General features: G+C 64.7%; 27 protein-coding genes. 13 read left to right on the forward strand and 14 right to left on the reverse strand.

All coding sequences use genetic code 11. The features are described 5' to 3' along the window. Positions 1-148: 148 nt before the first annotated feature. From ASG86_RS01655 to ASG86_RS01670, 4 genes are all read left to right on the forward strand, one after another. The gene (locus tag ASG86_RS01655; protein ID WP_056329256.1) at positions 149-613 is read left to right on the forward strand and encodes a hypothetical protein; all 465 of its coding nucleotides are present in this window, start codon (positions 149-151) and stop codon (positions 611-613) included. 21 nt (positions 614-634) lie between these two features. Further along, positions 635-1,699 carry a S1C family serine protease gene (locus ASG86_RS01660; RefSeq protein WP_235565052.1) on the forward strand — a complete coding sequence of 355 codons (1,065 nt, stop codon included), beginning with the start codon at positions 635-637 and terminating at the stop codon, positions 1,697-1,699. Positions 1,700-1,840: 141 nt separating this feature from the next. Further along, positions 1,841-3,046, forward strand: a complete 1,206-nt coding sequence (locus ASG86_RS01665; RefSeq protein WP_056329259.1) for an MFS transporter — start codon at positions 1,841-1,843, stop codon at positions 3,044-3,046. A 532-nt stretch (positions 3,047-3,578) separates the two neighbouring features. Further along, positions 3,579-4,928: an MFS transporter gene (locus tag ASG86_RS01670; protein WP_056329263.1), complete on the forward strand. Its 1,350-nt coding sequence runs from the start codon at positions 3,579-3,581 to the stop codon at positions 4,926-4,928. Positions 4,929-4,992: 64 nt separating this feature from the next. Here the strand turns inward: ASG86_RS01670 and ASG86_RS01675 are convergent, their stop codons facing one another. Next, a complete protein-coding gene (locus ASG86_RS01675) occupies positions 4,993-5,400 on the reverse strand; it encodes a hypothetical protein (RefSeq protein WP_056329265.1) in 408 nt (135 codons plus the stop codon). Between the two features lie 213 nt (positions 5,401-5,613). Here ASG86_RS01675 and ASG86_RS01680 point away from each other — a divergent pair, with 213 nt between their 5' ends. Beyond that, complete coding sequence (locus tag ASG86_RS01680) at positions 5,614-6,783, forward strand: glycosyl hydrolase (RefSeq protein ID WP_156386103.1); 1,170 nt, start codon at positions 5,614-5,616, stop codon at positions 6,781-6,783. 65 nt (positions 6,784-6,848) lie between these two features. On the opposite strand, the gene ASG86_RS20385 is transcribed toward ASG86_RS01680, so the two are convergent. From ASG86_RS20385 to ASG86_RS01715, 8 genes are all read right to left on the reverse strand, one after another. Further along, entirely contained in the window at positions 6,849-6,998 is a 150-nt protein-coding gene (locus ASG86_RS20385; protein ID WP_156386090.1) for a hypothetical protein, read from the reverse strand. 11 nt (positions 6,999-7,009) lie between these two features. Further along, the gene (locus tag ASG86_RS01685) at positions 7,010-8,134 is read right to left on the reverse strand and encodes a glycosyltransferase (RefSeq protein ID WP_056329271.1); all 1,125 of its coding nucleotides are present in this window, start codon (positions 8,132-8,134) and stop codon (positions 7,010-7,012) included. 289 nt (positions 8,135-8,423) lie between these two features. After that, positions 8,424-8,870 (reverse strand): YdeI/OmpD-associated family protein, encoded by a 447-nt coding sequence (locus tag ASG86_RS01690; protein ID WP_056329274.1) that lies wholly within the window; start codon positions 8,868-8,870, stop codon positions 8,424-8,426. 134 nt (positions 8,871-9,004) lie between these two features. Continuing rightward, the gene (locus tag ASG86_RS01695) at positions 9,005-9,211 is read right to left on the reverse strand and encodes a hypothetical protein (protein WP_056329277.1); all 207 of its coding nucleotides are present in this window, start codon (positions 9,209-9,211) and stop codon (positions 9,005-9,007) included. Positions 9,212-9,321: 110 nt separating this feature from the next. Continuing rightward, a complete protein-coding gene (locus tag ASG86_RS01700) occupies positions 9,322-11,451 on the reverse strand; it encodes a beta strand repeat-containing protein (RefSeq protein WP_056329279.1) in 2,130 nt (709 codons plus the stop codon). Further along, positions 11,448-11,951 (reverse strand): hypothetical protein, encoded by a 504-nt coding sequence (locus tag ASG86_RS01705; protein ID WP_056329282.1) that lies wholly within the window; start codon positions 11,949-11,951, stop codon positions 11,448-11,450. Before ASG86_RS01705 ends, ASG86_RS01700 begins: the two co-directional genes overlap by 4 nt. A gap of 1 nt (position 11,952) precedes the next feature. Continuing rightward, positions 11,953-13,089 (reverse strand): COG1470 family protein, encoded by a 1,137-nt coding sequence (locus ASG86_RS01710; protein ID WP_056329285.1) that lies wholly within the window; start codon positions 13,087-13,089, stop codon positions 11,953-11,955. Positions 13,090-13,167: 78 nt separating this feature from the next. Further along, on the reverse strand, positions 13,168-13,620 hold the full coding sequence (locus ASG86_RS01715; RefSeq protein WP_056329288.1) for a hypothetical protein: 453 nt from the start codon (positions 13,618-13,620) through the stop codon (positions 13,168-13,170). 586 nt (positions 13,621-14,206) lie between these two features. Between ASG86_RS01715 and ASG86_RS01720 the strand changes: the two genes are divergently transcribed. Next, complete coding sequence (locus ASG86_RS01720; protein ID WP_056329291.1) at positions 14,207-14,890, forward strand: transposase; 684 nt, start codon at positions 14,207-14,209, stop codon at positions 14,888-14,890. Next, positions 14,859-15,257, forward strand: a complete 399-nt coding sequence (locus ASG86_RS20390; protein ID WP_156386091.1) for a hypothetical protein — start codon at positions 14,859-14,861, stop codon at positions 15,255-15,257. The genes ASG86_RS01720 and ASG86_RS20390 overlap by 32 nt, the downstream gene beginning before the upstream one ends. Positions 15,258-15,277: 20 nt before the next feature. Here the strand turns inward: ASG86_RS20390 and ASG86_RS01725 are convergent, their stop codons facing one another. The 3 genes from ASG86_RS01725 to ASG86_RS01735 form a co-directional block, all read right to left on the reverse strand. Beyond that, positions 15,278-15,742: an Lrp/AsnC family transcriptional regulator gene (locus ASG86_RS01725; RefSeq protein WP_056329293.1), complete on the reverse strand. Its 465-nt coding sequence runs from the start codon at positions 15,740-15,742 to the stop codon at positions 15,278-15,280. A 164-nt stretch (positions 15,743-15,906) separates the two neighbouring features. Then, positions 15,907-16,149, reverse strand: a complete 243-nt coding sequence (locus ASG86_RS01730) for a hypothetical protein (RefSeq protein ID WP_056329296.1) — start codon at positions 16,147-16,149, stop codon at positions 15,907-15,909. A gap of 379 nt (positions 16,150-16,528) precedes the next feature. Next, entirely contained in the window at positions 16,529-17,143 is a 615-nt protein-coding gene (locus ASG86_RS01735) for an ArsR/SmtB family transcription factor (protein WP_162253488.1), read from the reverse strand. Positions 17,144-17,420: 277 nt separating this feature from the next. Here ASG86_RS01735 and pdhA point away from each other — a divergent pair, with 277 nt between their 5' ends. The 6 genes from pdhA (at position 17,421) to ASG86_RS01760 (ending at position 24,730) form a co-directional block, all read left to right on the forward strand. Then, positions 17,421-18,650: a pyruvate dehydrogenase (acetyl-transferring) E1 component subunit alpha gene (gene pdhA / locus ASG86_RS01740; protein WP_056329301.1), complete on the forward strand. Its 1,230-nt coding sequence runs from the start codon at positions 17,421-17,423 to the stop codon at positions 18,648-18,650. After that, entirely contained in the window at positions 18,647-19,759 is a 1,113-nt protein-coding gene (locus ASG86_RS01745) for an alpha-ketoacid dehydrogenase subunit beta (protein WP_056329304.1), read from the forward strand. The genes pdhA and ASG86_RS01745 overlap by 4 nt, the downstream gene beginning before the upstream one ends. A gap of 2 nt (positions 19,760-19,761) precedes the next feature. Next, the gene (locus tag ASG86_RS01750) at positions 19,762-21,294 is read left to right on the forward strand and encodes a dihydrolipoamide acetyltransferase family protein (RefSeq protein ID WP_056329306.1); all 1,533 of its coding nucleotides are present in this window, start codon (positions 19,762-19,764) and stop codon (positions 21,292-21,294) included. 110 nt (positions 21,295-21,404) lie between these two features. Continuing rightward, positions 21,405-21,710 carry a hypothetical protein gene (locus ASG86_RS20035; RefSeq protein WP_082566629.1) on the forward strand — a complete coding sequence of 102 codons (306 nt, stop codon included), beginning with the start codon at positions 21,405-21,407 and terminating at the stop codon, positions 21,708-21,710. Positions 21,711-22,118: 408 nt separating this feature from the next. After that, a complete protein-coding gene (locus tag ASG86_RS01755; RefSeq protein WP_235565053.1) occupies positions 22,119-22,904 on the forward strand; it encodes a glycoside hydrolase family 16 protein in 786 nt (261 codons plus the stop codon). Between the two features lie 389 nt (positions 22,905-23,293). Beyond that, complete coding sequence (locus ASG86_RS01760; protein ID WP_056329309.1) at positions 23,294-24,730, forward strand: FAD-dependent monooxygenase; 1,437 nt, start codon at positions 23,294-23,296, stop codon at positions 24,728-24,730. A 31-nt stretch (positions 24,731-24,761) separates the two neighbouring features. On the opposite strand, the gene ASG86_RS01765 is transcribed toward ASG86_RS01760, so the two are convergent. Both ASG86_RS01765 and ASG86_RS01770 read right to left on the reverse strand, forming a co-directional pair. Next, positions 24,762-25,178, reverse strand: coding sequence for a VOC family protein (locus tag ASG86_RS01765; protein ID WP_056329312.1), 417 nt, complete (start codon positions 25,176-25,178; stop codon positions 24,762-24,764). Between the two features lie 101 nt (positions 25,179-25,279). After that, positions 25,280-26,017, reverse strand: coding sequence for a GAF and ANTAR domain-containing protein (locus tag ASG86_RS01770; protein WP_056329315.1), 738 nt, complete (start codon positions 26,015-26,017; stop codon positions 25,280-25,282). Positions 26,018-26,021: the final 4 nt, after the last annotated feature.

A 26,021-nucleotide genomic window follows, 5' to 3' on the forward strand; every position in this document is an offset into this window, starting at 1 on the left:
TTTTCGGTTACGGGAGGGCAACGATTCGGAAAAAGCTGATGGGATGCTTCAGAAGCTGTTGCGTAGGCGCAACTGCTGCGCCACACTGAGGAAGACGCTAAAGCGGGCGGGGCGCATTGGAAGGGATCAGGCCAAGGAAAGGAACATCATGAAACCCACCCACGGCACCATCGAATTCTTCCGCTTCCTGCCGGTCCTGGTGGTTGCAGCTCTCCTGATGGCCGGCTGCTCCAACCCTGCTGAAGGGGACCGCGACCCTGTTGCGCTCGGCTCCGACCTGAACTTTGCGGGGCTGGAGCTGCGAAGCGTTCTGCTGGTGACATCAGGGCAGGATGAACCCGCCCGTGTCCTGGGGACGATCATCAACACCACGGCCACGGATATCGAGCTGATCCTGGCCGACTCCGACGAGCAGGTGCCGGTCAAGATCCCGGCCAACGGGAACCGGGAGTTTGACCAGACGCCCGTCATACTCAACAGCGCCCCGGAAGCTCCGGGGGCACGGGCTGACCTGAGCGTGAGTGTGAAGGGGCAGGAAACCATCATTAATGTCCCCATCCAGAATGGGACCTTTGACCAGTACCGGCCCTATATCCCTTCTGCCAGCCCGTGATGCCCATAGAGGAGGTATCCCATGAGGTTTGGACTCTGCGCCGCGGCCGGAGTGACGGCGGCGGCACTGACATTGACGGGCTGCACCGGCACCCCGGCACCGTCGCCCGGTTCCTCGTCGTCCGCCGCTTCCCCGGGCGCTTCGCAAGCACAGTTGGCGGACGGTGGAGGGTTGCCTGCGGTTCCCGGTGTAGTCAGGGAAGTCGAGCCTTCCGTCGTCACCATCCGGACAGCCATCGGCCTGGGTAGCGGGGTTATCTATCACAGCGACGGATCGATCGTCACGGACGCGCACGTGGTGGAGGACCAGCAAAAACAGCCATTCAAGAACGTCGGGGTCCAGTTCGCTGACGGCTCACAGTCCCAAGGCACCATCATCGGTGTTGACGACGTCACGGACCTTGCTGTCCTGAAGGTTGACCGCACCGGCCTTCCGGCCGCAAAATTCGCTGCATCCGATCCCGAGGTGGGTTCGATGACCGTGGTCATCGGAAGCCCGCTGGGGTTGGAGGAAACCGTCACTGCCGGCATCGTCTCCAGCCTGCACCGGAACATGCCGCCGTCGAAGGAATCGCCTCACGGTGCCATCGATCTGCTGCAGACCGATGCACCGATTTCCCCCGGTAATTCGGGCGGTGCGGTTGCGGATTCAAGCGGCCAGGTGATCGGCCTTTCCGAGGCGTACCTTCCACCCAGCACGGGAGCCGTGGCCATCGGGTTCGTTACGCCGTCTTCCACGGTTACCGACGTTGCGGACCAGTTGTTGGCAAGCGGGTCGGTCAAACATGCGGCCCTCGGCGTGGTCCCCACCGACATCACGCCACAGTTGGCACAACGGTTCTCCCTGCCTGCGACGGCCGGGGCATTGATCGTGGGTGTTTCCCAGGGAAGCCCGGCGGAGCAAGGCGGCATGAAGCCGGGTGACATCATCACCAAGTTCGCCCAAACGGAGATTGGAAACGTGACCGACCTGCTCGCGGCCCTCAGGAAGCAGGACCCCGGGCAGCAGGTGGACGTCGTAGTGCAGCGCGGCTCTAAGCCACAGACCCTGCACATCACGCTGGGAGACCTGGCAGGAGATCGCTGAGCCGGCAATATCGCCGCATTTTTGGGTACCTTTCCTGGCGAGAGTATTTGTGCCGGAGCTGCAGGCCTGCCGCGCCCTATTGTGGAAGGCGGGCAGGCCGTGCTTGGGACGGAGCCAGGATGACGAAGGAAAGAAGCTGCGATGACTGCTGCCACCCGGAATGCGCCTCAACGCACCATCAGGTTCGGGTTTGCCTTCATTGGGGTTCTGCTCATTGCCGTAAACCTTCGGGTTTCCTTTGTCAGCGTGGGTCCCGTCCTGGCCAACATCAGCAGCGATCTGGAACTGTCCAATCCGGCAGCAGGATTTCTCACCGGCCTTCCGCTCATCTCGTTCGCGGTCTTCTCACCCGTCGCGCCCGCTTTCGCCGGCCGCTTGGGGCTGGACCGGGCGCTGTGGCTGTCCCTGCTGATCCTCGCCTCGGGCATTGTGCTCCGATCCCTGCCCGTGCCCGGCTTTATCTGGGCAGGCACAGCCACGCTTGGGCTGGCCATCGCCTTCCTGAACGTCCTGGTACCTTCCCTGGTGAAGCGGGACTTCCCGCTGAAAGTCAGCCAGGTCACCGGCAGTTACACCGCGGCCCAGGCAGCCTTCGCCGCCGTCGGGGCCGCAGTGGTTGTTCCCGTGGCCCAAACTTCCCCTGCCGGCTGGCGGCTTGCGCTCGGCGTGTGGGCGGGTCTGGCCATAGTCGCCATGGCTGTCCTCCTGCCGTTCCTGCGCAGGCCGGCCCCAACCGGCACGCACTCCACCACCCGAAAGGCCGCGTCCTCCTACCAATCGCCCTGGACTTCATCGCTGGGATGGCAGGTGACACTCTTCATGGGACTGCAGTCGGTGGCCTTCTACGTGTTGATGGCGTGGCTCCCCACCATTGAGCAAAGCCAAGGCGTCCCAGCCACAACTGCAGGCATCCATTTGTCCGTCTTCCTGCTGGTCAGCGTCTTTGCAAGCCTCGGAACAGGGGCAGTGCTTCACCGGGGGCGGGACCAACGGCTCACAGCCTCTGCAGGCGCCGTCCTCACCTTCATGACGTTCCTTGGGCTGGCCCTTGCCCCTGACCTCATACTCCTTTGGGTCCTGCTGGGAGCCATCGGCTGCGGGAGCCTCATCGTCATCGCCCTGTCGCTGTTCAGCCTCCGCACGCGGGACCACCCCCAGGCGGCAGCCATGTCAGGGATGGCCCAATCCGTTGGCTACGGCCTCAGCGCCATAGGCCCCGTCTTGTTCGGCGGTCTGCATGACCTCACCGGTTCCTGGACTGTCCCGCTCATCACCATCGCCGCGGCCATGGCCGTGCTGACCCTCATTGGCTCGCTTGCAGGACGTGACCGCGTCATCGGCGGTTAGCTGGCGCCAGGAGAGGACTAAGCGCTGTAGCGGGAGTTTGGGCACCCCGGAGTGAGGCATTCAAGCGAGGCCAGTTTCCATCTCTCCACTGATTCCCGGTCCCGGTTATCGCCCACCCGCTCCCACACTGGATAGGCTGTTTCGCCGCACACCGGACAGTCGGCTGCGAAAGCGCGCATCTCTTCCGCCGAGAATTCCCGCTGCTCTTCCACTCCTCCATGCTAAGTCCGGCAGGCCCGGGTCACAGCGGAATCACCCAGAAAAGGCGGCCCCTCAACCATGTGACCTGCGCACCACAACTCCTCCGTTTAGGTTCTTGCGGGCACGCAACAGTTGCGTAAAAATAAGAGTGTGATACCCGGGTAATGATCCCCGGCTGGGGGTGCAGAGACATGCCGGCATGGGGGATCTACCCGAACAAGTCCTGCTCGTTCCGCCCGGCGGCGGAAAGCGGCCCGACGGGCCCGCGGGAGAGCAATAGCTTTACTGGGGGACGCGGTCTGATCTGCCATATCGCGAAGGAGTATTTCCAATGGCACAGAGCGTTAAGTCAGCAACGGCAGTGGGCAATGCGCGGTGGAAGCGGCTGATTCCCGTCGCCATCGTGGTCTACATCATCTCGTTCATGGACAGGACCAATATCGGGTTCGCCCTGAACGGACTCCATAAGGACCTGGGCATCGACGCCGCCCAGCAGGGCCTGGCTGCAGGCATCTTTTTCATCGGCTATCTAGTCCTGCAAATTCCAGGCGGGCACCTCGCCGAGCACTGGAGCGCCAAGAAGTTCGTTGGAATCATGGTGCTCATATGGGGCGTCCTGGCCGTTCTTTCCGGATTCATCCAGGATTTCACCCAACTCCTCGTGGTGCGCTTTTTCCTGGGCGTTGCCGAAGCCGGTATCTGGCCGGCGATCCTTGTCCTGATCAGCCACTGGTTCCCTGCCGCGGAGCGGGCGCGGGCCTACGCGTTCTGGATGATGAACATTGCCATCGCGTCGATCATAACGGCGCCACTCTCCGGCTGGATTCTTTCCTTCTCGGACTGGCGCTGGCTGTTCATCATCGAGGGTATTTTCCCGTTCGTCATCGCCGCACCCCTGTGGTGGGCCCTGATCGCCGACCATCCCCGCGAGGCCTCATGGTGCTCTGTCCAGGAGCGTGAGTACATCGAGAGGGGACTTGCTGAAGATGCAAAGGCACATCCCCAGCAGGAGAAGCTGGGCCTGCGCCACGTGGTGTCCAACTCGGTGGTGTGGCGGCTGACCCTGGTGTACTTCCTCATCCAGATTGGCTTCTACGGCATCAATATCTGGCTCCCGCACGTGATCAAGACGATCACCTCCGGATCCTCCATGGAGGTGGGGCTGATCACCGCCATTCCGTACGTGTTGGCCATGGTGGGCCTCTGGTACAACGCCAAGGCAGCCGACCGCTCGGGCCGCTACTCCACCCACGTGCTGCTGTCGATGGCAGTGGGGGCTGTTGCCTTGGTTGTCTCGGTAGCAACCGGAGACAATATGCCCATCCTTGCGGTCGCCCTGATCAGCATTGCCGTCGCCGGGGCCCTGGCCTACGACGGTCCCTTCTGGGCGTCAGCGTCCCGGGCCATGCCGGTGGCCGTCGCCGGCACGGCCATGGGGCTGATCAATGCGGTGGGCAACCTCGGCGGATTCGTCGGACCGTACGTTGGCGGTTTTCTGCAGGACGTCACCCAAGGCAGCTTCCTGGCCACGTCCGTCTTCCTGGCATGTTGCCTGCTGGCCGCGGGCCTGGTGATGCTGACACTGCGGCGCAGCGGTGACAGGCCGCTGTCACGTGACCGGCTGCAGGAAGCCCATGCCGGAGAGGCAGCGGCAGAAGCAAGCAGGAAGAGGACATCCTGACAGATGCACTGCCCCGGACGATGACGGGCTATGCCGCAATGTGCGGCATGGCCCGCCGCCGTCTTTAGGCAGCCCCGGAGGCGATGAGTCCGCCTGCCAGTGACACAGTTGTCTCTTCGGCACACCCCGTAATGGGGCCGAGGTGCCGGCTGGCCAGCTCGGGCAGCGCAGTTGCGGCGGTTCCCTGCTCCGCCACGTCACCCAGCGAGCCCTGTAGCTGGATTGCCATTCCTGCAAGCCGTTCAGCGCCTACCATCTGGGACGAAATCTTGAGGCTGAGGACTGCGTCCATGGCCAGCCCATGGTCCGCGGTGAGCAGGCCCGTACGCAGCTTTTGGATTCGGAGCGGCAGTTGGGCCAGGAAGCTCTCAAGGAAGAGGAGCCACCCCTCATCGTCATCGAGCTCGGCCCGCAACCTGGCAAGCACGGCCGGATCGACGAGGAGCCGCCCGGGATCATCACGCTGATTCACTTATTCCTCATTTTCCAGCAAGTCTTTCCACAGAATTCGATCAAGAGCTGATCAGCTTCGGCACAGGGCCTTTACGATCAGGATGTGCCGTCCGGTGCACCTGGCCGGCAGCGAACTTGGCTGCCACGACGATTCTGGGGATCGATAGCCTTGTTCAACTCCATAAAGACACGCTTCGCGGCGGTTGCTGCAGGCCTGGGCATCGCCCTGGCCATGACAGTGGTTCAGCCCGCGGCCGCCCAGGCAGCTGCGGGACAAATCGCCTTGAGCCCCGCGACGGGGCCGGCCGGATCCTCCATCACGGTCACCGGCAGCGGCTTCAAAGCCTCCACCACCGGAACCGTGATCATCGGTTCGGCCACCTTCCCCTTGAAAACGACGTCGACCGGTGCCTTCAGCGCCCCGGCCACTATCCCGGCAACGGCCACAGGCAGGGTCACCGTGACTGCCAAGACCTCCTCCGTCCAGGGCTCGGCCGTGTTCACGGTGACCGTGCCGGCCCCGGCCGTGCCGGGCGTCAGCACTGCCAAACTCCGCTTCGGGGCTGCGACGGCGGGAGGCCCCCTGGCCGGCGCCGAGCTGGATGAAGTGGCGGTCCTCGCCGGTGAAGCCCCGTCCAGCGTGTTGTTCTACGAGGACTTCGCGCAGCCTGCACCGATTACCGAGATGAACGCTGTCCGTGCTCGCGGCGCCGTACCCCTTGTCACCTGGGAGCCCTGGTTGTGGGGTGGGGGAGTAAACCAGCCGGCCTACAGCCTTGACCGGATCACTGCCGGCGATTTCGATCCGTACATCATTCAGTGGGGCCAGTCGCTGGCCTCCTGGGGTTACCCTGTCCAGCTGCGGCTTGCGCACGAAATGAACGGCGACTGGTATCCGTGGGCCGAAAGCGTCAACGGCAACCAGCCCGGGGATTATGCCGCGGCCTGGCGGCACGTTCACGACCTGGTCGCGGCCCAAGGCGCCGGCAATGTGTCGTGGGTCTGGAGCCCCAACGTTCCGTACTACGGCTCCACCGACTTGGCCGGGCTGTATCCCGGAGCGGGGTACGTGGACATCGTGGCCCTGGACGGCTACAACTGGGGAACTTCCGCCTCCTGGAGCGGATGGATCTCCGCGCAGGACCTCTTTGCACCGGGCATCGCCCAGCTGAGGGCCCTCGCTCCGGGCCTGCCCATCCTCATTGCCGAAACGGCGTCGAGCGAAGCCGGCGGCGACAAGGCCGCGTGGAACTCGGGGCTGGTTTCCTACCTTGCGGCGCAACCCGATGTCATGGGTTTCGTCTGGTTCCATATGCAAAAGGAAACGGACTGGCGGATCAACAGCAGCAGCGCCTCCGCCGCGGCCTTCAAAACCGCCCTGCAGCTCCGGCGCACGTCCTAGCCGGTGGTTCCGGCCATCCGCCGCTGGCCCGGACCTTGCTCCGGCCCGGGCCAGCGCGGACGGCATCAGGGCTTGACCTTGCTTCCCTTACGCAGCAGCGACAGCAGGGCCACGCCGATGAGCGCGGTGCCCAGAGCGGTAAGAAGTGAAGAACCCACGTTCAGCCCTGTGTAGGCCAGGGCGGCAGCTCCGGTAGCGGGGATAGCGGTGGTCATTCCATACATGTTCAGATGTCCTCTGCGGTGTATTGGGCTTCCCAACGGTCAATCCGCCGTCGGGTGATCTTGGTGGCCAGGACTGCGCACCAGGAGGCAAGGAACCACCCGGACCGCAGCCACATGAACAATTCCTGGGGAAAGAAGGTGGCGGCCAGCAGGACGTCCTTCCAGTCCCGGTGTGGAATCCGCAACGCGCGTTTGATGTCCAGCGCGATGAAAAGGACGGGAACCAGCCACCAGAACAAGACGAACCTGAAGACGCCCAGGGCGAGCGAAAGGACCATGACGGCGATCCACAGGAACTTCAGGAAGACGCCCAGCAGGCCCATGGCCTGTTGCCCCCAGTCACGGAGGGTCAGCCGGTTGATGCCCAGGTCCAGGAGGTCCTCCACGGTTCCCACCTGCCACTTCATCCGCTGGCCCCACAATGCCTTGATGGTCTTCATAGAGTCCGTGTAGGCGCGGACGTCGGGGGATACCTGGCAGACGTAGCCCAGTTCCCGGATCCGGTAGGTCAGTTCGAAGTCTTCCACCTGGGAGGTATAGACCCATGGGCCGTCCCGGTCGTCCCGGGCAGCGATCTGCCGCAGGACCGCGTTGTTGATGGCGCAGCCCGTTCCCGCCAGGACGCTGGTCTGCCGGCGGCGCAGGGCAGTGTCCGTCCAGGTGGCGAACTCGGCCTTTTGCAGCCGGCTGAGGAATCCGGGGTCCTGCATGGTGAATTTCGACGACGATCCGCCCAGCCGTGCGGCCCGGCGCCCCAGGAATTCACGCTCCCACGCGGCCAGGGCGTTGGGTGGAAGGACGGTGTCCGCGTCCAGGCAGACCACCACGTCGGCGTCGTACGCGTGTTCGTTCCAGGCCCGGTTGAGTGCCTCGGACTTGCGGTGCTCCAGCCGCGGCAGCTCCATTACGGTGACGGGGTATTTCCGGGCTTCGCGGGCGGTGTCATCGGTGCAGCCATTGGGAATCACCACCACCAGGTCCGCCGGGCGCGACTGGAGCATCAGGCCATCAAGGGTGTCGCCGATCGAGCCCGCTTCGTTGTAGGCGGGAACCAGCACTACCAGCCGCAGGGAGTGTGCGGCAGCAGATTCGGTGCGGGCAGGGGCAGCGGACAAACGGGCAGGCATGGAGGGCTCCTAGTTTGGGTTGGTGGCCCCCCATTGGGCCGCACCCCATTCTTTAAGCGGCCACTCAACTTTCGCCCCTGGGTTCCCTCAAGGTTCCATAAAGTATTTTTGCTGCCCCGCGGCTCGGTTGCAGGCTTTTGACCTGCGGAAACTTCCGTCGCGTCCGCCTCGGGCGCCCGCTGGCCGCGCCCTGATTGCCCTAACTGCATTTCTCGGGAGCTTGCCCCGGCATCGATAGTAAGTAAACTTACCAGTGGACGTAGTGTCCAGCAGTGTGGCGCTGCGTTCCTTACTTCTTGCCTGCCTTCAGGTCTTCTACCGCCTTGGCCACCCGGCGCGAACGGGTTTCCGGCGTCTTCGCTTCAGTGATCGGCTCCATGTAGCGGCGTTGGCTGCTGTAGTTCAGCGTGCCGTAGAAGGCCTTCGCGGCCGGTTCGGCTTCCATGGCACTGGCCAGGTCATCCGGCACCTCAATGACCCGTGGTTCGGTGTCCACCTTCAGTTCCACCTCTACGGTGTCGCCGGCTGACACTCCCGTCAGTTCACGGTTCGCCGCGCTCACGCTGACCATGTTCCTGCCGCCCATCACCGCGATGCTGCTGCGGTAGCTTTCGCCGTTTATGGTAACCACCACCGGCGGCCGCCGTCCGGCATCAAGTGCAGTAACGATCTCCTCCGGGACCTCGATGCCTGTCTTGTTGCCGCTGCCCTGGATGGTGGTGGTGGTGAATTTCATCCTCACAGTATGTATTCCATCCCGTCATCGCGCATCGGGCCGGATCGTGCAGTTCTCAGTGCTCGACGCAGAAAAGCCCCTGGCCCAGCATGATGCTGGGCCAGGGGCTTCCATGCGTGCGTCAACACATGCCGCTACTCCGCGAGCTTGGCGACGGCGTGCGCCCAAAGGAAGAACTTGTTGGTGCCGAGATCCTTGACGGTCTTAATGTTCAAGGCCTCTTTGAGCTTCTGGGCGTCGCTTTCTGAAAGTCCCTTCAACGCCTCCACCGGCGCTTTGGCAAGATCGTCGATGCCCTTGTCGAGGTATTCCTTGTCGAACTTCGCGTTGATTCCAGCCATACTGTCCTCCTGGTGCTCGGTTGGGCGTCACTGTGCCGTGAGGCACATTCGCCATTGAACCACGCTGTCGCCGGGAGGTCCCGGCGAAACGCGCGGTCTTGGAGTCGTCGCTAACCCAAACCCGACTTCGCCGTAATGGGCGCGGTGAACGAAGCAGCCGCGATCAGGTTTCCTGCCGCATCGGTAACCGTCTGCGGCGGGAAGTACGTCGGCTGTCCTGTGGCGACCCCTGAGTTCAGGGTGCCGGCACCCGAACTGCCGTTCGGTGCGTTGCCAAACGTGACAACAAGCGCATTGTTCGTGGAGTCCCAAATGACGCTGGAAGCTGTTCCCTGGGCTCCGAAGGTGGCATTGGCACCGGACAGATAGTTGCCACCCAGAGTGACCGTGCCGAGCGTGCAGCCGCTGAATGCAAGGTTCAATGTGTCATTGGTTCCGGTGTCAGAAATCGTCGCTGTGCCAGTCAGGGAGGTCCCGGTCCAGCTGGAGCAAAATTTGGTCAGATCCAGCTTTTCCGAGTAGGTGAGGGTAACGGTGTCCCCGGGATCGGCGGAGGCCTTGCTGGTGTTGGTTGAGCCGCCGTTAGTCAGCTTCACTCCGGTAACGGTCGGCGCCGCCGTGTCCTTTGTCGTCGTAGCCGCGGCAGTGGCCGTGCCCGTATTGCCTGCCGCGTCGGTGGCGGAGGCTGTGAAGGTCAGGGTGCCCTCTTTCAAACTGGAGAGGTCCATCGTCGTCGACCAGGAGGCACCGGAAGGCGTGATTGTTTTGGTCAGGGGGTTGAACGCAACGTCACGGACGGTGATGTTGACGGGGAGTCCCGCATCACCCGTTCCATTGATCAGGACCGAGGTGGCGGTGCTGCTGTTGACGAACATCGGGGCCGTGATGGTCAGAACCGGGGCCACCGTGTCTTTTGTGTCGGAGGCTGTGACGGTCGCGCTGGTGTTGCCGGCGGCGTCCTTGACGGTCACGTTGTAGGTGATCGTCCCATCTTTGAGGGAGCCGAGGTCCAGGTTCAGCGACCAGGAGCCGCCGTTAGCAGCCGCAGTGCCCGTCACCGGAGCGGCGGACCCCGGGCTCGTGGCCGTAACGGTCACGGACGCCCCGGCTTCGGCACTACCCGAAACAAGAACTGCAGCAACACTTCCGCTGGTCACGTACGACGGCACGTTCAAGCCCTGCGCCGGGGCCGGAGCGACGGTGTCTTTTGTGCCTGTGGCCGTCCCTCTGGCGCCCGTGTTGCCAGCCGGGTCAGTGGCGGTGGCCGTGTAGGTGACCGTGCCCTGGTCCAGGCTGCTCACGTCGGGGCTGGCGGACCAGGCTCCCGTGTCGGCGGCGGTGGCTGTTGTGGTGACGGAGTGGGCGGCGCCCGCGTCACTGGTAACGAGGGTGATCCTGGCACCGGCTTCCGCCGTTCCCGTGACCGGAACTGCGGCGACATTGGCGGAGTTCACGTAGGCCGGAATGGTGAGTGAGGGCACGGCCGGGGCCTGACTGTCGATCCACACCGCCTGCGTCTGTGCCGCGCTGGCGTTGCCGGCCTTGTCCGTGGCGAAGTAGGAGATGGTGTGCGTCCAGTCGCCCGTGACGGAAATGGTCGCAGCGGCGCCATTCACGGTCTGCTTCGCGCCGCCGTCGACCGAGTAGGTAATGGAGGCGACGCCCGAACCGGCCGGTCCGTCGTCGGCAGTGATGGTCACCGTGACCGGGCTGGTGGTGTTCCAGCCTGCAGCGTTCGGGGTGGGCGACAGGCTGGAGACCGAGGCTACCGGGGCGGTGGAGTCACTGCTGACGCCGGTGCTGCGCGGGCTCTCGGCGCCGGTCCAGAGCGCGATGGTGGGGGTGACGGTGTAGTACCAGATGCCCCCGGGGACGTTCTGTTCCGTGCAGGTCAGCGTGGTGACCGTCCCTGCGCACCCGCCTGTCGCCTGCGTTCCGGTGCCACCCGTGGCAGCCGCGTACCTGGTGACCGTGTAGCCCGTGGCCGCACGGCCGTTCACGGTGGTGCCGGCTGCCCAGCTGACGCTGAGTGAGGCGCCGTTGGCCGTGACGGCGGGCTTTGCTCCCGGGGACAGGGCGTCCGCCGCGGCCGCGGCATTGTTGCTGCTGGTGGTGGAGGCCCAGAAGCCGTAGGCGGCGGTGGACGTGCCGAGCAGGAGCAGGACCGCCGTGACAATCCACGCCAGCCGTCCTGAAGGGAGGCGGAGGCCGAACGGCATCTTCCGGATGGCGATGCTCATTTGCGCACCTCCGCTGTGACGGGAAGGTGGAAGGTGGCGCCCTGGCAGGCTGGGAGTGAGGTGGTATCCATGGCGGCCGATCCTGGAAGGGTGAGCAAGGTGGACGAGTTTGCCGGAATGAACGTAGCCGGGGACAGTGGCGCGGCGGTTCCGGTGAAGCTGACCCCAGTGGTGGTGCAGCCGGAATGTGCGGTGTCCGCCGTGGCGGGCGCGTTGGCGGTGACGCTGTAGACCTGCACGGAGTAGGGATTGGGGTTGGTGAGGCGGAGTACGACGTCGGCAGTGCCGCCGGGAACGAGCGCCGTCTTCGGGCCGTCCCCGGCTACGAGCGCGTCCACGGTGACGGCCTGCATGCTGCCGGCGGCTGCAGATCCTGTGCCCGTTCCGCCTGCGGTCCAGAAGGCGTAGGCGCTTCCGGCGCCTGCGGCCATCAGTGTTCCCGCGAGGGCCGCTGCCTTGAGGGCACGTCCGGCCCTGGCAGTCCTGGTGCTGGTGGTCATCTCAGTTCCCCTGTCCTGATCCCGAGTACGCCAGCTGGAGGGTGGCACCCTTGCAGCCGTCCTGGTTGGCGGACGTGTCCAGCATTCCCACCTTGGGCCACGCAGTCTGTGTGACGCGGAGGCCGGAAAGGGAACTGCTGCCGGCCGGCACTGCCAGTGGGTAGGGGCCGCTGTACTGGGTGATGTTGAAGTCCGCCGTGGTGCAGGGGAGGTTCCTGGCCGCGGCGCCCGCACTGCGGGTGACTCCAGCCACCGCCACCGAGATGTTGGTCAGTGCCAACGCCTTGTTGTTGGGGTTGTTGATCTGCAGGTCCAAGCCGGCCGACGTGCCGGGGGAGAGGGTTTCGGGGACGTTGCCGGAGAGGACGAACTGCTTGATGGTGGCATCCAGGACCAGCTGCACGTTCGCGTAGGCGTACTGTGACTTCCCGCCGGAGTCCTTGCCAGTGCCCACGAGGTACAGGCTGTAGCTTCCGGTGGGGGACGCGGCCGTGGTTGCCACCTGCAGTGTGGTGGAGGTGCCGGTCACCGGATTGGGCGAGAACGATGCCGTGGCACCGGATGGAAGTCCGCCCAGTATGCTGAAGGTGACCGGACCGGAGAGGTTGTTCCGGGTGAGCTGCAGGGTATATACGGCCGTTGCGCCGGGCGGAACCGTGAGGGAGTCCGGGGAGGCGGCGACTGAGATCGCCGAGGAGATCTTGTAATTGACGGTGAGGCCGGCGGTGACGCTGCCGGAGACCTTGCCGCTGGTGCCGGTGATGGTCAGGGAGTTGGTGCCCGCAGGGGTGGTGGTGGCGCTGGAGACGTTCAGGGTTGAGGTTGCGGTGCTTCCGGAGTTAAGGGTGACGGACGACGGCGTGAAGGCACCTGCCGCTCCGGCCGGAAGTCCCGCGGTGGCCAGGTTGACGTTGCCGCTGAAGCCTCCGGTGGACGTCACCGTCACCGTATAGGCGGCGGACTGGCCCTGCTGGACGGACTGGCTGGCGGGGGAGACCTGCATGGTGATGCCCGGCTTGGGATTGCTGGCCGCCGCGATCAGTGCTCCGGCGCTGGCCAGCACCAGCAGCAGCGCCACCAACGCGGCCTTGATACCGGTCCGCTTACCGCGCCGCGGATGTCCGTCCTGTTTGTGCACCCCGTGCCCCTTCCACTTTGGTGCGATTGACGGCGGGCCGGGGACGGGGTTTTCACCCGTCCCCGGCCCGCTCGTTTGTTAGTTGCTGCCGACGGTTACCGTGATGGTGGCGCCCTTGCAGGCGTCCTGGTTGATGGCAGGGTCGTCATTAAGGGTCAGGGTTCCGACGCCCAGATTCGTGGTAGCCCCAGCAAGCACAGAGGTAGGGCCAACGGGAACGGTAGCCTCGAACCATCCGGGCTTGCAGCCGGCGTCGCTGGTCGTGACTACGGGGTTGATCAGAGTAACCTGCGTGTCGCTGGCGTTCGGGTTGGTAGCCGAGTACGTGATCTTCTGCGGCGTCCCCGGGGCAACACCTGGATCCACCGTCACGCTGATGGAGACCGGGTCCGTCCCGGCCGCAGCCTTGGCCGAGCCGTTGCCCGAGCCCGTGGTGCTCCAGTAGGCGTAGGCGGCGCCGCCGCCGACGGCCACCAGAGCAGCGGAAGCGGCAACAGCGGCGATCTTGTTCTTCTTGGTCATTGGGCGCATGGAAAGACTCCTAGTAAGTGTGATTGAGAACCCGTTCCCCCATGAGCGGCCCCATCCAGGTGCCTTTCGGTGGATCGATGACCCAATACTCGCCGGACCGAAATAGGCACAACAACACGTACTGCTACCCGTCTTTCCAGGCACTTGCGATATCCACTACTTGGATGACCCTGCCATTACTCGCAACTGTGCCGTGGCCTTGACCTGCAGAAATTGCCGTGGAGCCCGAGAACTCAGGGCAGGGGACGCATAACGAGTAGCGCCTGGAAATAGGCCAGAAAACGCCGCTGACCTCGCTCGCGAGCGTTCACATGTGGAGGATTAGCGAGAGTCTACTTCTTCAAAAACCAGGAACTGTCGTCGTCGCTCGCGTGACCGGAATTCGACTCCGATCTTCTGCCACGGACCTGCCTTGCCGCGGTTGCACCAGCCAGTGCCGGGCTTATGGCTTAGTCCTGACGCGCAGAGCTTATATCCCCCAATATCCTGCCGCGCACCCCCATTTGCTGTCCTTTTATCTAGCTCCCGAAACCGCGTCGGGTGCATAGTGGTTCTAGCCGGGGGCACTAGGAGTTAGGAGTGCTTGGTGGGGGACGAAGAGCAGCGCCGCAAAGCAGTCTCGGCAGTGCTGGATAACGGAATGACGCAGGTATCCGTTTCCAAGCAACACGGCATCACGCTTCACCGTTTGCGCGTATGGCTCGCGGAGGAGCGAGCCCGCCGGGCGCATCTTGCAGATGTGGAACGCTATCGTGCCAGGGAATCTACCGAGGCGCGGCTCCAGCGCCTGACGGCCGAGTGGGCGCAACACGAGGTCCAGCCCGGGCAAATCTCGGAAGGGCTAAAGAAGGCGGCCAAGGTGCACGTCTTCTTCGACTACATCATTGGCGGCCCAATTTTGGTGATTGCCGCCATCCTTGGCCTATTGCTTTCGCTTTTTTCTGTGCTGATTATTCTCGACTTCTTCAAGCTAGCCATGAACGGCTGGTATGCCGCAGCCATGTCCCTCTTCGCCGGTTTAGCTGACCTGCTGCTCGTCGTAAGCATTTGGTCTCTTGCCCAGTATTTCAAGGGCTTAATCTTCAGGTCTTTCGCGCCCTTCTCATATGCAGTGTTCAATCTCCAGCAAGCTTGGCTGCTGTTGGAGAAGCGCCAAGAGGCGCTCTTTGCCGCGCCCAGCAGTGAGCAGGACAAAATTGACCGGCATACGATTACCAAGGGGATAGGCAGGGCCGTCCATGTTCTGGACGCAACGCGCGTCGGGGCGTGACCACGGCTCGCGGATCAGCAGACGCAACGAGCGAAACGCCCGCCGAAAGGTTGCTGCCTATGTTGCCAAAGCGGAGGAACTGCTGTGGGACAAAGGGCGTCCTGGTCGACTGCAGGCGATCGACGTACTGCAGATTGCTGCCTATGAAACCGTGCTGCGGAAGTGGACCCTGCACGATTTTAATGAGGTTGCCGATCCTGAGCCCATCTCAGTTTGGCGGCGACGGATCTCGCCATTGCTGAAAGGAGCAGCCGCATTTGGTGGAGCGCTCGGACCTATTGCATGGCAGGTTTTCGGTGCAGAGGATCAAAGCCCAGGTCACTTCATTCGCGTGTACCTTCAGAGCCGCGGCTTACTGGATCAGTAGTGTGAAGCAGTTCTGACTTATTAGCGAGTATCCACGTCTTCAAAAACAAGGAATGTCTGGGTATCCAGCACGCCGGGCATGGTCTGCAGTTGGTCGAAGATGACCCGGCGGAGGTCGATGTTGTCCACGGCGCGGACCAGCAGGATCACGTCGAAGTCGCCGCCCACCAGGGCGATGTGGTGCACCTCCGGGATGGCGCCGAGCTGGTCCCGCAGTTCGCGCCAGGAGTCCTGTTTCAGCTTCAGCGTCACGTACGCCGAGGACTTCAGCCCGGCCTTGATGGGATCCACCAGTGCCGTGAACCGGGTCAGCACCCCGTCGCCGGTCAGCCGGGCAATCCGGCTGTAGGCGTGCGCACGGGAGATGTGCACGTTCTCCGCCACCTGCGTCACGGACATCCGGCCGTCCCGGGTGAGTTCACTGATGATTCGCCGGTCTATCTCGTCCAGCGCCACCTGATCGCTGCCGGCATCCTTGCCCGCCATTGTGCCCACTCCCGTCGTAACCCGGATCGCTGCAAATCGTCTCCCATACTAGGCAGATTTGAGCAGCGTCTCCGATGCAGAGCCAGGCAGCGGATACGAAACAGGCCCCCAGCGGAGCATGGGGACGAATAATGCCTACTTTAGGACGGCGGTGGCTGCACCTGTCAGGAGCGTGCGGAAGGGGACGCTCCCGGGTGGGACTCGAACTGTTCAGCTGCGCCCCGAATAAAATCGCAGTCGCTGGGGGAGAGGATCGTTTCACCGTGCCGGTCCTGTTCCAGCTGGGCTCCGGTGCTCTTCATGATGCCTGCCGCGACAGTGCGCGGAAGGATGGTGCACCCGGGATTCTCCACCAGCCACTGCCGTGTTTCCGCGTCGAGCTGGTCCCACAACTTTTGTATTTCCATAACGAATGCCCCACCTGTCACTGTTGTTGAGGAAATGCAGCCCCGCTAGGGTGTCCCGGGACGGTTCTTATTGGACGTTGGCTGAAGAGTTGCCCGCCAATGAGAGGCGGAGGGGACCACGCTGTCCCCTCCGCAACCATCCCCGCAGCAACAACCCCCAACGGGCTGAAACCCGGCACCTGTTGCGGAGCCTTTCCCCTGTAGGAGCGGAAAGCGGAAGTTGACGCAAAGACATTTTCGTCAATTCCCTGACATCCGAGTGTGCCCCTTGGGTGATCAGAGGTCAACGAAATCTTCAAGATGACGGACAAGTAGGGACTAAAGTCCCGGTTGCGAAAAAACGCCATTAAAGGCCGAAAGTGGCCGCAACCCTGCGGCGTCAGGCGTTGCTGCTGGCCTCTACGCTGCGGAGCTCGTCCAGGGCGGCCTCCAGCAGGGTCATGTGGCAGGTCCGCGCCGTCATGATGAGGCGTCCGGCTGCCGCCTCTGAGCTGCAGCCGGTGCGGTCGGCTATGGCCCGGCATGCGTCCGCGATCACCGAACGCGACACCAACGCTGTTTCCGGCGCCGAGATCCGATCGCCCCACGTCGCGGAGAATGGCTCCTCCTCCGGCAGCGGACCAAGGGAGCTGAGGGCGGCCGCTGTCCGGGCGTGCAGGACGGACCGGGCGGCGGCGAGCAGTTCGGCCGCCTCCGGGAAGGCCAGCCGGTACACCAGGCGGCCGCCGGAGCGGGCGCAATCAATCAGTTGCTGCGCGCGCATCTGCGCCAGGTGCCGGGACAGGTGGGAGGGTTTCACACCGGTGCGCTCGCAGACCTCGGGGATGGACAACTCGCCCTGGGAGAGCAGCTCCAGGATGGTGGCCCGGACCGGATGCGCCACGGCCTTGAACACCTCCGCTGCAGCGGACATTGAGGGCCCGGCGAAACCGCCATCAACAGACTGGTCCGCCGAGGTGTGATAGCGCTCAACACCAATGTCGTAGCTGTTCATGCCCTGGCTCCTTTCGGTTTCGGATCCCATTATCTGACGTGATCCGGGTTCATGTCCCATGGCTGCCGGAAAAATAATTGCGGACCGGCAGGCGCGCCCGGATGCCGCCACCGCCGATTTGTCCACAACCCCCGCCCGTAACCCGCGTCACAGTTGCAAATCGTCTTCCGGAACAGCCCTCTGTGCGCAGCTTCTCCACGATTTGCTGAGGTGCTGGATACGAAACCTGCTTCAGGACAATACTGGGAACGAATAGTGGCTACCGAAGGACGGACCAATGACGATCTCCGCAGACCACACCGCGCCGCACAGCACCAGCACGGAAGCAGCAGAGAATGCGCTGACGGAAGCTGTGAAGAAGTTCGGCATCACGGTGGAGGATTACATGCTCCCCGCCCGCCACCAGATCCAGATGGTGGACCCGGACGGCCGGCTTATCCCGGAAAGTGAGCAGGGCACCCAGCCCGGCCACGAATACCCCGTGCCCGGCGATGACGAACTGCTGGCAGCATACGAACGCCTCGTCGTCGGCCGCCGCGTCAACGACCAGAACTCCGCCCTGGTCCGGCAGGGCCGCATGGCCGTCTACCCCTCCAGCCACGGCCAGGAAGCCTGCCAGGTGGCCGCCGCCCTGTGCCTCTCCGACGCTGACTGGATGTTCCCCACCTACCGGGATGCCGTGGCCGTGATGACCCGCGGCGTGGACCCCGTGCAGGTGATGACCATCTTCCGCGGCGACTGGCACGGCGGTTACGACCCCCTTCAATGCAAGGTGGGCATCCAGTGCACCCCGCTGACCACGCAGCTGCTGCACGCCGTCGGTGTGGCCCACGCCGCCAAGCTCCGCGGCGAGGACACCGTGGTACTGGCCATGTGCGGCGACGGCGCCACCAGCGAAGGCGACTTCCACGAAGCCCTGAACTTCGCCGCCGTCTTCCACCTGCCGGTGATCTTCTTTGTCCAGAACAACAAGTACGCCATCTCGGTGCCGCTGGCACACCAGTCCGTGGCGCCGTCGCTCGCCCACAAGGCAGTGGGCTACGGCATGGCCGGCGAACGCGTGGACGGCAACGACGTCGTCGCCCTCCTCGCGGTCCTGGACCGCGCCGTGAAGCTGGCCCGCGAAGGCTCGGGCCCGCTGCTGGTGGAAGCCAACACCTACCGCATGCAGGCCCACACCAACGCCGACGACGACACCCGCTACCGCGAAAGCGCTGAAGTTGCGGAGTGGCGGGCCAAGGACCCGGTCACCCGGATGCGCACGTACCTGACGGACCGCGGCTTGTTGGACGACGACGGCGAGGTGCGGATCCGCGAAAAGGCGGAAGCAGTTGCCACCCAGCTGCGGGACGGCCTCAGCGAGGACGTGGCCGTGGACCCGCAGGAACTCTTCCGCCACGTCTTCTCCGCGCCCACCCCGCAGTTGAAGGAACAGTCCGCCATGCTCGCCGACGAGCTCGCCCGCGACGCAGCAGCATCGTCTTCAGATCAGGAGGCCGCAAAGTGAGCCCCACCATCACCACCTCCTCCGAGGCCAACGGCAACGTGTCTGCCGCCACGGCCCGGGCTGCAGCCTCCGCCGCCGCGTCCGCCGAAGCGGCCGGCCCCCAGCCCGTCACCATGGCCAAGGCACTGAACACCGCTCTGGCCGACGCCATGCACGCGGACTCCTCCGTCCTGGTCTTCGGCGAGGACGTGGGCATGCTGGGCGGCGTCTTCCGCATCACCGACGGCCTCACCGCCACGTTCGGCGAGCAGCGCTGCTTCGACACCCCGCTGGCCGAATCCGGCATCGTGGGCATGGCCGTGGGCATGGCCATCAACGGGATGCGCCCGGTGATCGAAATGCAGTTCGACGCATTCGCCTACCCGGCGTTTGAACAGATCGTCAGCCACGTGGCCAAGATGCACAACCGCACCAAGGGCGCCGTGAAGCTCCCCATGGTCATCCGCATCCCGTACGGCGGCGGCATCGGGGGAGTGGAGCACCACTGCGACTCCTCCGAGTCCTACTATGCCCACACCGCCGGCCTGAAGGTCTACACCCCGGCCACCGTGGCGGACGGCTACCGGATGCTCCGCGAAGCGATCGACTCGGACGATCCGGTGGTGTTCATGGAGCCCAAGAAGATGTACTGGACCAAGGACTCGGTGGACCTGGGCGAGCTGCGGCGCCTTCACACGGAAGGTACGACGGCGGGACGCACCTCCGAAGGCCGGGCCGCCGTCGCGCGTCCCGGCACGGACGCGACGCTGATTGCCTACGGCCCGTCCGTCCCCACCGCTTTGGCTGCGGCCGAGGCTGCTGCTTTGGAGGGGCGGTCACTGGAAGTCATCGACGTGCGCACCATTGTCCCGTTCGATGACGACACCGTATGCGCGTCCGTCCGCAAGACCGGCCGGGCCGTGGTGATCGCCGAGGCGCACGGCTTCGCATCCGTCTCCTCCGAGATCGTGGCCCGGGTCCAGGAGCGCTGCTTCCACTACCTGGCCGCCCCCATCCGCCGCGTCACAGGATTCGACGTCCCCTACCCGGCACCCAAACTCGAGAAGTACTACCTGCCCGGCGTGGACCGCATCCTCGACGCCGTTGACGATCTTCAGTGGGAGAACTGACCATGAGCGAACCACGCGTGTTTTTGTTGCCTGACCTGGGCGAGGGCCTCACGGAAGCCGAACTGGTGGCCTGGCATGTTTCCGTTGGCGACGAGATTGCCGTTGACCAGCCCATCGCCGAGGTGGAGACCGCCAAGTCCGCCGTGGAGGTGCCGTCCCCGTACGCCGGGATCGTGGCCGAGCTGCATGGGAAGCCGGGGGAGACCCTGGACGTGGGGAAGCCGCTGATCTCGGTCACGCCTCTTTCTACGGGTGTCGCCGCGGATGATGCCGCCCCCGCCCCTTCGCCGGACGGCCATGCTGCAAGCAGCATGGCGTCCGGCTCAGGAAGGCCCGATGCCACTCCCGGGGCGGCATCATCCGCGTCGACTGAGGCGGAAACGTATCGCGAGGAGGAAAAGGCCGGATCCGGCAATGTCTTGATCGGGTATGGCACTCCCGGTGGCCACGGCGTTGCCCGGCGCACCCGTGCCCCCAAAACCTCCGTTTCTGTGCTCGAGCCGCAGGAAACCAAACCTGCCCAGCCCACGGAAGACGACCTCACCCTCCTGCGCACGCGCGTGCCCGGGAAACTTGGCGCCGTCATCTCGCCGCTGGTCCGGCGCATGGCCCGGGAGCACGGCGTCGATCTCGGTGACATCTCCGGCTCCGGCGACAGCGGCCTCATCATGCGCCGCGACGTTGAGGCTGCGCTCCGGACGACGGCGCCCGCGGCAACCCCCGACGCCAAACCCGAACAAGCCAAGCCAGCGGAAACCAGGCCTCTCGAGAAACCAGCAAGTGCGCCGCTGGAAGCGCAGGCAGCCAAGGGCGTGGATGCCCGCACCGGGCTTCCCATTGCCGCCCGCACCCCGGTCCGCGGAGTCCGCAAGGCCGTGGCCGCCAATATGGCCCGCAGCCGCTCGGAGATTCCGGAAGCAACCGTGTGGGTGGACGTGGATGCCACCGCCCTGATGGAACTCCGCGGGGAACTCAAGGCCAACGGCGCCGAGGTTCCCGGCCTGCTGGCGTTCATCGCGCGGTTCGTCACTGCGGGGCTGAAAAAGTACCCGGAGCTGAACACGCGGATCGAAACCGCTGGGGACGGGTCCCAGGAAATCGTCGCGTTTGACGGCGTCAACCTCGGCATCGCCGCGCAGACCGACCGGGGCCTTGTGGTGCCCTCGGTCCGGGCCGCGGAGAAGCTGACCGCCCGGGAACTGGACGCGGAGATCCGGCGCCTCACCGACGTCGCACGCCAGGGCAAGGCGACCCCTACGGAACTGGGCAGCGGCACCTTCACGCTGAACAACTACGGCGTGTTCGGGGTGGACGGGTCCGCGGCGATCATCAACCACCCGGAAGTGGCCATCGTCGGCGTCGGCCGGATCATCGACAAGCCGTGGGTGGTCAAGGGCGAGCTGGCGGTGCGCAAGGTCACCGAGCTGACCCTGACGTTCGACCACCGCGTGTGCGACGGCGGCACAGCAGCAGGCTTCCTCCGCTTCGTGGCGGACGCCATCGAAAACCCGACGTCGCTGCTGGCTGATATCTGATCCAGGGCCAAAATGTCAGGAAATGATCATCCTGCAGACACCCGGGAGTCAGCTTGCGCAGGAAACATATGAGTCAGGGGGATCTTTAAGCCATTAGGAAAGGACCAGTCGTGACTCGTTATGACCGCCGCATCGTCGGATCCTGCCGGGAACTCGCCTCGGGCGATGGAATCGAGGCCTTTTACCAGGGCACTTTGATGCATCGTGGCCCGGTGACGAATACCAATCCGGATTACGGGCTGTTTTGGATTCTGGATACTTTAACGGGAAGCGCTTGCCTGATCGACATGTTCGAACTCGACATTGTGCGGATTCCGCCGCCCGCCGTCGGATCCGGGCCCTTTTTGCGGAGCCACAGATCAGGGAACGTAGAGCCCGCAACGTCCTATTGGCGCGAGGTATCCACCCCTGGCTGACAGCTCTCCACCCCCGCACCTACCTAACGCGTAGCCCCCTATAGTCCAGGGACGGAAATATGAGTACCCACTACTCGTGACCCCCTAATGGCCTCGTCCGTAGGCTGTGTCGAATAGGGGGACAAGGCTCCCGTGCAATGCCTTGGGGAAGGAGCGGAACTTTTGAAGAGGAATCAGCGTCGCGCATGGACCTGCGCCGTCCTCGTCATGGTGATGACGCTTTTATCGGCCGTGGCATGCGGGGACCTCAGAGGCGCTCCGGGCGCATCGCCGCCCCAGGCTACGGACCCGGAGAGTACAGCGTCCAGTCCTACACAGCCGGCAACAGACCAGGCTTCCCCAGCGTCCGAATCCGCAGAGCCCTCCCCGGCGTCCGAACCCGCACAGCCCTCGACGGACAAGCCGGCCTTGACCCCCGAGCCTTCCGCGGCCGCAGACCCTGCAGCCGCCTCCGAAGCCATGCCGGTGGGCGACCTTCCCGGCTGGACGCAGGTCTTTGCGGAGGACTTCACCGAGGGAGACGTGGGCCTTGGCGGATTCCCAGGCCCCGTCTACGGCGCCCGCTGGAGCGAGAACTACTTTGACGGCACGCCTGACACGGCTGCACAACAGCAACCCAAAGGCCAGCGCACGTCCGGTTATTACCCGACGAAGGTCCTGAGTGTCCATGACGGCTTTATGGACATGTTCCTGCACTCGGAAAACGGCGTGGCAATGGGCGCGGCTCCGTCGCCCAAACTTTTTGGAGCCAACCAGCGGCCCTACAACAGCTTGGTGTTCGGGCGCTATTCGGTGCGCTTCAAGGCGGACGTCCTGCCGGGCTTCAAACTGGCATGGCTGCTGTGGCCGGACAGCAAGAATTGGCCCGCGGATGGGGAGATCGATTTTCCCGAGGGTGACCTGTCAAAGGTCATGTACGCCGCCGTGCATGGCCTGGAAAACGGCATCCACGACAATGAGGTCCTCCGGCCCAACATGCCATACGGGGACTGGCACATAGCAACCACCGAGTGGCGTGCCGACGGCATCGAGTTCTTCCTCGATGGAAAGTCGCTGGGCGTTTCCAGGAGGTTCACGCCCACCAATCCCATGCACTACATCCTGCAGACCGAATCCTGCGGGCCAGTGTGCCCATCGCCGGAAACCAGCGGACACGTCCTGGTTGACTGGGTGGCCATCTGGGCAAAGTCCTAGCCACCGCGGCCCGGGGACAGGCTGACTTCACTGATGGCACGACGGCAGCCCGCGCCGCCGTCGGACCTCCTAAATTTTTGGCCCGAGGGTCTTTACGCACCGGCCGGGCGTTATTAAAGTGGGTTGGGTCATAGTCCGGATGGGCGCTAGGGGCGTCCGGGAAGGGGGAGTGCATCACCGCTGACCGTTACCTACAGACAAATGACCACTACGTTGAAGGCCCCTCCTAGGAGGGGCTTTCCCTTTGCCCCGGCCCCGCGCCGCCGTCGTACACGTTGCGCAGGAAATCCCCTTCCATTTCCAAAGTACCCCGCCGTGGGGGCCTTGCCGCAAGGCCCCGGGAGTGGCGCATACTGGCGGTCGGCTCATTGGTGATGGAGGGGAACGGCATGCATGACGTGGTGATTGTGGGGAGCGGGCCCACTGGGTTGATGCTGGCGGGCGAGCTGCGGCTGGCCGGGGTGGACGCGGTTGTCCTGGAGCGGCGGGAGTCGCAGGAGCTGGCGGGCTCGCGCGGCGGCGGCATCCATGCGCGGACCCTTGAACTGCTGGACCAGCGCGGCATCGTGGACAGGTTCCTTGCCGAGGGCAAAACGATCGACACCGCCACGTTCGGCAACACCCCGCTGGACCTGGGCACGCTGCCCACGCGGCATCCGTACACGCTGGCGCTGTTCCAGAACCACATCGAGCGGCTGCTGCTCCAGTGGGTGGAAGAGCTGGGCGTGCAGGTCCGGCGCGGCGTGGAGGTCACCGGCGTGCAGGAGGACGACGGCGGCGTGGACGTCCAGCTCGCCGGCAGCGGACCCCTGCGGGCCCGGTACGTTGTGGGCACCGATGGCGGGCGCAGCACGGTGCGGCGTTCGGCCGGCATCGCGATGGTGGGCCCGGACGCCACCCGGAGCAGCCTGATCGCCGAGGCGAAAGTGGCCGGCGAGCCTGTCCAGCAGGGAAAGGTAGACGCCCGCGGCATCCACGGGCTGTACCCGATGGGGGACGGCACGGTCCGCGTGGTGGTGACCGAGGCCGTGCTGGGTCCGGCCACCGAGCCCACGCTCGCGGACCTGCGGCAGGCGCTGACCGACGTGTTCGGCACCGACTTCGGCATGCACAGCCCCACCTGGCTCTCGCGCTTCACGGACGCCACCCGCCAGGCGGAGTCCTACCGGAAGGGCCGGGTGCTGCTGGCCGGCGACGCGGCGCACGTGCACTCACCGACGGGCGGACTCGGCATCGGCCTGGGCGTGCAGGACGCCGTCAACCTTGGCTGGAAGCTGGGGCAGGTGGTGCGGGGCAGCGCCGGCGGGGAACTGCTGGACACCTACCACGCCGAACGCCACCCGGCGGGGGAGCGGGCGCTGAAGTACACCATGGCGCAGTCCCTCTTCCAGAAGGCCGACCCCAGGCAGGAGGCCCTGCGCGACCTGCTCGGCGAGGTGCTCCGCATGGAGGGAGCGGGCGAGCCCATCGCCGCACTGGTCACCGGTCTCGACGTCGCCTATGACCTGGGGCCCGGCCACCCGCTCCTGGGGCGCCGGATGCCGGACCTGGACATCACCACCGCTGCCGGGCCGGCCCGGGTGTATGGGTTGCTGCACGGGGCCGGGCCCTTGCTGCTGGACTTCGGCGGGCAGGAGCTGGGTGCGGGCGTTTCCACCGGGAGGGTCAGGCACGTCCGGGCAACGTACGACGGCGCGTGGCAGCTTCCAGTGCTGGGCCCGGTACCAGCACCCACGGCAGTCCTGGTCCGGCCCGACGGGTACGTGGCCTGGGTGGGCGACGGCTCAGCGGATGGGCTTGCCGGGGCCCTCGACACGTGGTGCTGAGGGGCTGCCCAGACTCGAGAACGGCCTTGAGCTACTGCTTGGGGCCGGCGATGTTCACCAGCCACTGGACGCCGAATTTGTCCGTGCACATGCCAAAGGAGTCACCCCAGATGGCCGTTTGCAGCGGCATGGTCACGGTGCCGCCGTCGGACAGCTTCACCCAGTAGCTCCTCAGTTCGGCGTCGTCATCGCCGCTGAGGGAGACACTGAACGTGTTTCCGGGTGTGTAGTCCATGCGCTGCGGGGTGTCCGACGCCATCAGGGTGAAGCCCGACGGTGTGTCCAGCTGCGCGTGCATGACCAGTTGGTCTTCGGAAGGATCCTGGCTGGCCTGGAATTCTGCGAACGTGCCGATGTTCAGTTCGCCGCCAAAGACGTCCTTGTAGAACTCCATGGCTTCACGTGCATTGTTGCGAAAGCTCAGGTAGGGATTGAGTTGTGTTGGCATGCGGGAAACTCCTTACGTGGGCGGACACCGTTGTCGGCACGCGTCATGCTAACAGGGCACTCAATGGGCGGGAAGGGGCGGTGGGGGCGGAGCGGGAGCCCTCAGTCGTCGAAGTAGGCTTCCGCCGCTCCTTGGCCTGCGAACCGGTCCACCAGCGTTTGGGCCAGATCGTTGAGCTTTTGATTCCTGGTGTTGGAAGCGTTGCGGAGAAGCTCGAAGGCAGCCTCCTTGCTGCACTTGCTCTGGGCCATGATGATCCCGCAGGCGAGGTCAATGACCGTCCTGGTGTCCATGGCCGCTTTCAGGTGCTCGGCACGCTGGTCCGCTGACACGATCCGGACGGCGAGCCGCAGCGCTTTTCCCGCCATCCCGGCGAACCTGACCCCATCGGCCACCGCCTGCTCACTGAAGCGCCCGCTGACCGGAGCGAAGAAGTCCAGGACGGCCCCGGCGTCGTCATCCAGTTTCATGGGGATGCCCAGGGCGCTGGCAATCCCCGCCGCGGACAGGGCGCTGCGGTACTCCGGCCAGCGCCGGTCGGACGAAACATCCCCCAGGAGGACGGGAACGCCGCTTTCCAAAGCGTCCACGCAGGGGCCATCCCCCAGGGTTTGTTCAATCCGGTCAAGCACAACAGCCGTGCCGCTGCTGCCGCCAATGGTGGCTGAGCGCTTGCGCCGGTGCAGCGTGACAGCACATTCGATGGGTACTCCCGTGGTGCCGGTCATGGTGGCCGCCGCCACCTCCGTCAGGCCGTCGAGGACCGATTTGATGTCCTCCATGCCGGCGACCAGATCCACAAGCTGCTCAAGGTCGTCTGCCATGTCCTGATCCGCCATCTGC

The sequence above is a fragment of the Arthrobacter sp. Soil764 genome (assembly GCF_001428075.1).
GTDB lineage: Bacteria > Actinomycetota > Actinomycetes > Actinomycetales > Micrococcaceae > Arthrobacter.

What these genes read in the sequence shown, in the direction of transcription:
- ASG86_RS01655 (WP_056329256.1), top strand. Translation starts at nt 149, where the DNA reads ATGAAACCCACCCACGGCACCATCGAATTCTTCCGCTTCCTGCCGGTC.
- ASG86_RS01660 (WP_235565052.1), top strand. Translation starts at nt 635, where the DNA reads ATGAGGTTTGGACTCTGCGCCGCGGCCGGAGTGACGGCGGCGGCACTG.
- ASG86_RS01665 (WP_056329259.1), top strand. Translation starts at nt 1,841, where the DNA reads ATGACTGCTGCCACCCGGAATGCGCCTCAACGCACCATCAGGTTCGGG.
- ASG86_RS01670 (WP_056329263.1), top strand. Translation starts at nt 3,579, where the DNA reads ATGGCACAGAGCGTTAAGTCAGCAACGGCAGTGGGCAATGCGCGGTGG.
- ASG86_RS01680 (WP_156386103.1), top strand. Translation starts at nt 5,614, where the DNA reads ATGACAGTGGTTCAGCCCGCGGCCGCCCAGGCAGCTGCGGGACAAATC.
- ASG86_RS20385 (WP_156386090.1), bottom strand. Translation starts at nt 6,998, where the DNA reads ATGACCACCGCTATCCCCGCTACCGGAGCTGCCGCCCTGGCCTACACA.
- ASG86_RS01685 (WP_056329271.1), bottom strand. Translation starts at nt 8,134, where the DNA reads ATGCCTGCCCGTTTGTCCGCTGCCCCTGCCCGCACCGAATCTGCTGCC.
- ASG86_RS01690 (WP_056329274.1), bottom strand. Translation starts at nt 8,870, where the DNA reads ATGAAATTCACCACCACCACCATCCAGGGCAGCGGCAACAAGACAGGC.
- ASG86_RS01695 (WP_056329277.1), bottom strand. Translation starts at nt 9,211, where the DNA reads ATGGCTGGAATCAACGCGAAGTTCGACAAGGAATACCTCGACAAGGGC.
- ASG86_RS01700 (WP_056329279.1), bottom strand. Translation starts at nt 11,451, where the DNA reads ATGAGCATCGCCATCCGGAAGATGCCGTTCGGCCTCCGCCTCCCTTCA.
- ASG86_RS01705 (WP_056329282.1), bottom strand. Translation starts at nt 11,951, where the DNA reads ATGACCACCAGCACCAGGACTGCCAGGGCCGGACGTGCCCTCAAGGCA.
- ASG86_RS01715 (WP_056329288.1), bottom strand. Translation starts at nt 13,620, where the DNA reads ATGCGCCCAATGACCAAGAAGAACAAGATCGCCGCTGTTGCCGCTTCC.
- ASG86_RS20390 (WP_156386091.1), top strand. Translation starts at nt 14,859, where the DNA reads ATGTTCTGGACGCAACGCGCGTCGGGGCGTGACCACGGCTCGCGGATC.
- ASG86_RS01725 (WP_056329293.1), bottom strand. Translation starts at nt 15,742, where the DNA reads ATGGCGGGCAAGGATGCCGGCAGCGATCAGGTGGCGCTGGACGAGATA.
- ASG86_RS01730 (WP_056329296.1), bottom strand. Translation starts at nt 16,149, where the DNA reads ATGGAAATACAAAAGTTGTGGGACCAGCTCGACGCGGAAACACGGCAG.
- ASG86_RS01735 (WP_162253488.1), bottom strand. Translation starts at nt 17,143, where the DNA reads ATGAACAGCTACGACATTGGTGTTGAGCGCTATCACACCTCGGCGGAC.
- pdhA (WP_056329301.1), top strand. Translation starts at nt 17,421, where the DNA reads ATGACGATCTCCGCAGACCACACCGCGCCGCACAGCACCAGCACGGAA.
- ASG86_RS01750 (WP_056329306.1), top strand. Translation starts at nt 19,762, where the DNA reads ATGAGCGAACCACGCGTGTTTTTGTTGCCTGACCTGGGCGAGGGCCTC.
- ASG86_RS01760 (WP_056329309.1), top strand. Translation starts at nt 23,294, where the DNA reads ATGCATGACGTGGTGATTGTGGGGAGCGGGCCCACTGGGTTGATGCTG.
- ASG86_RS01765 (WP_056329312.1), bottom strand. Translation starts at nt 25,178, where the DNA reads ATGCCAACACAACTCAATCCCTACCTGAGCTTTCGCAACAATGCACGT.
- ASG86_RS01770 (WP_056329315.1), bottom strand. Translation starts at nt 26,017, where the DNA reads ATGGCGGATCAGGACATGGCAGACGACCTTGAGCAGCTTGTGGATCTG.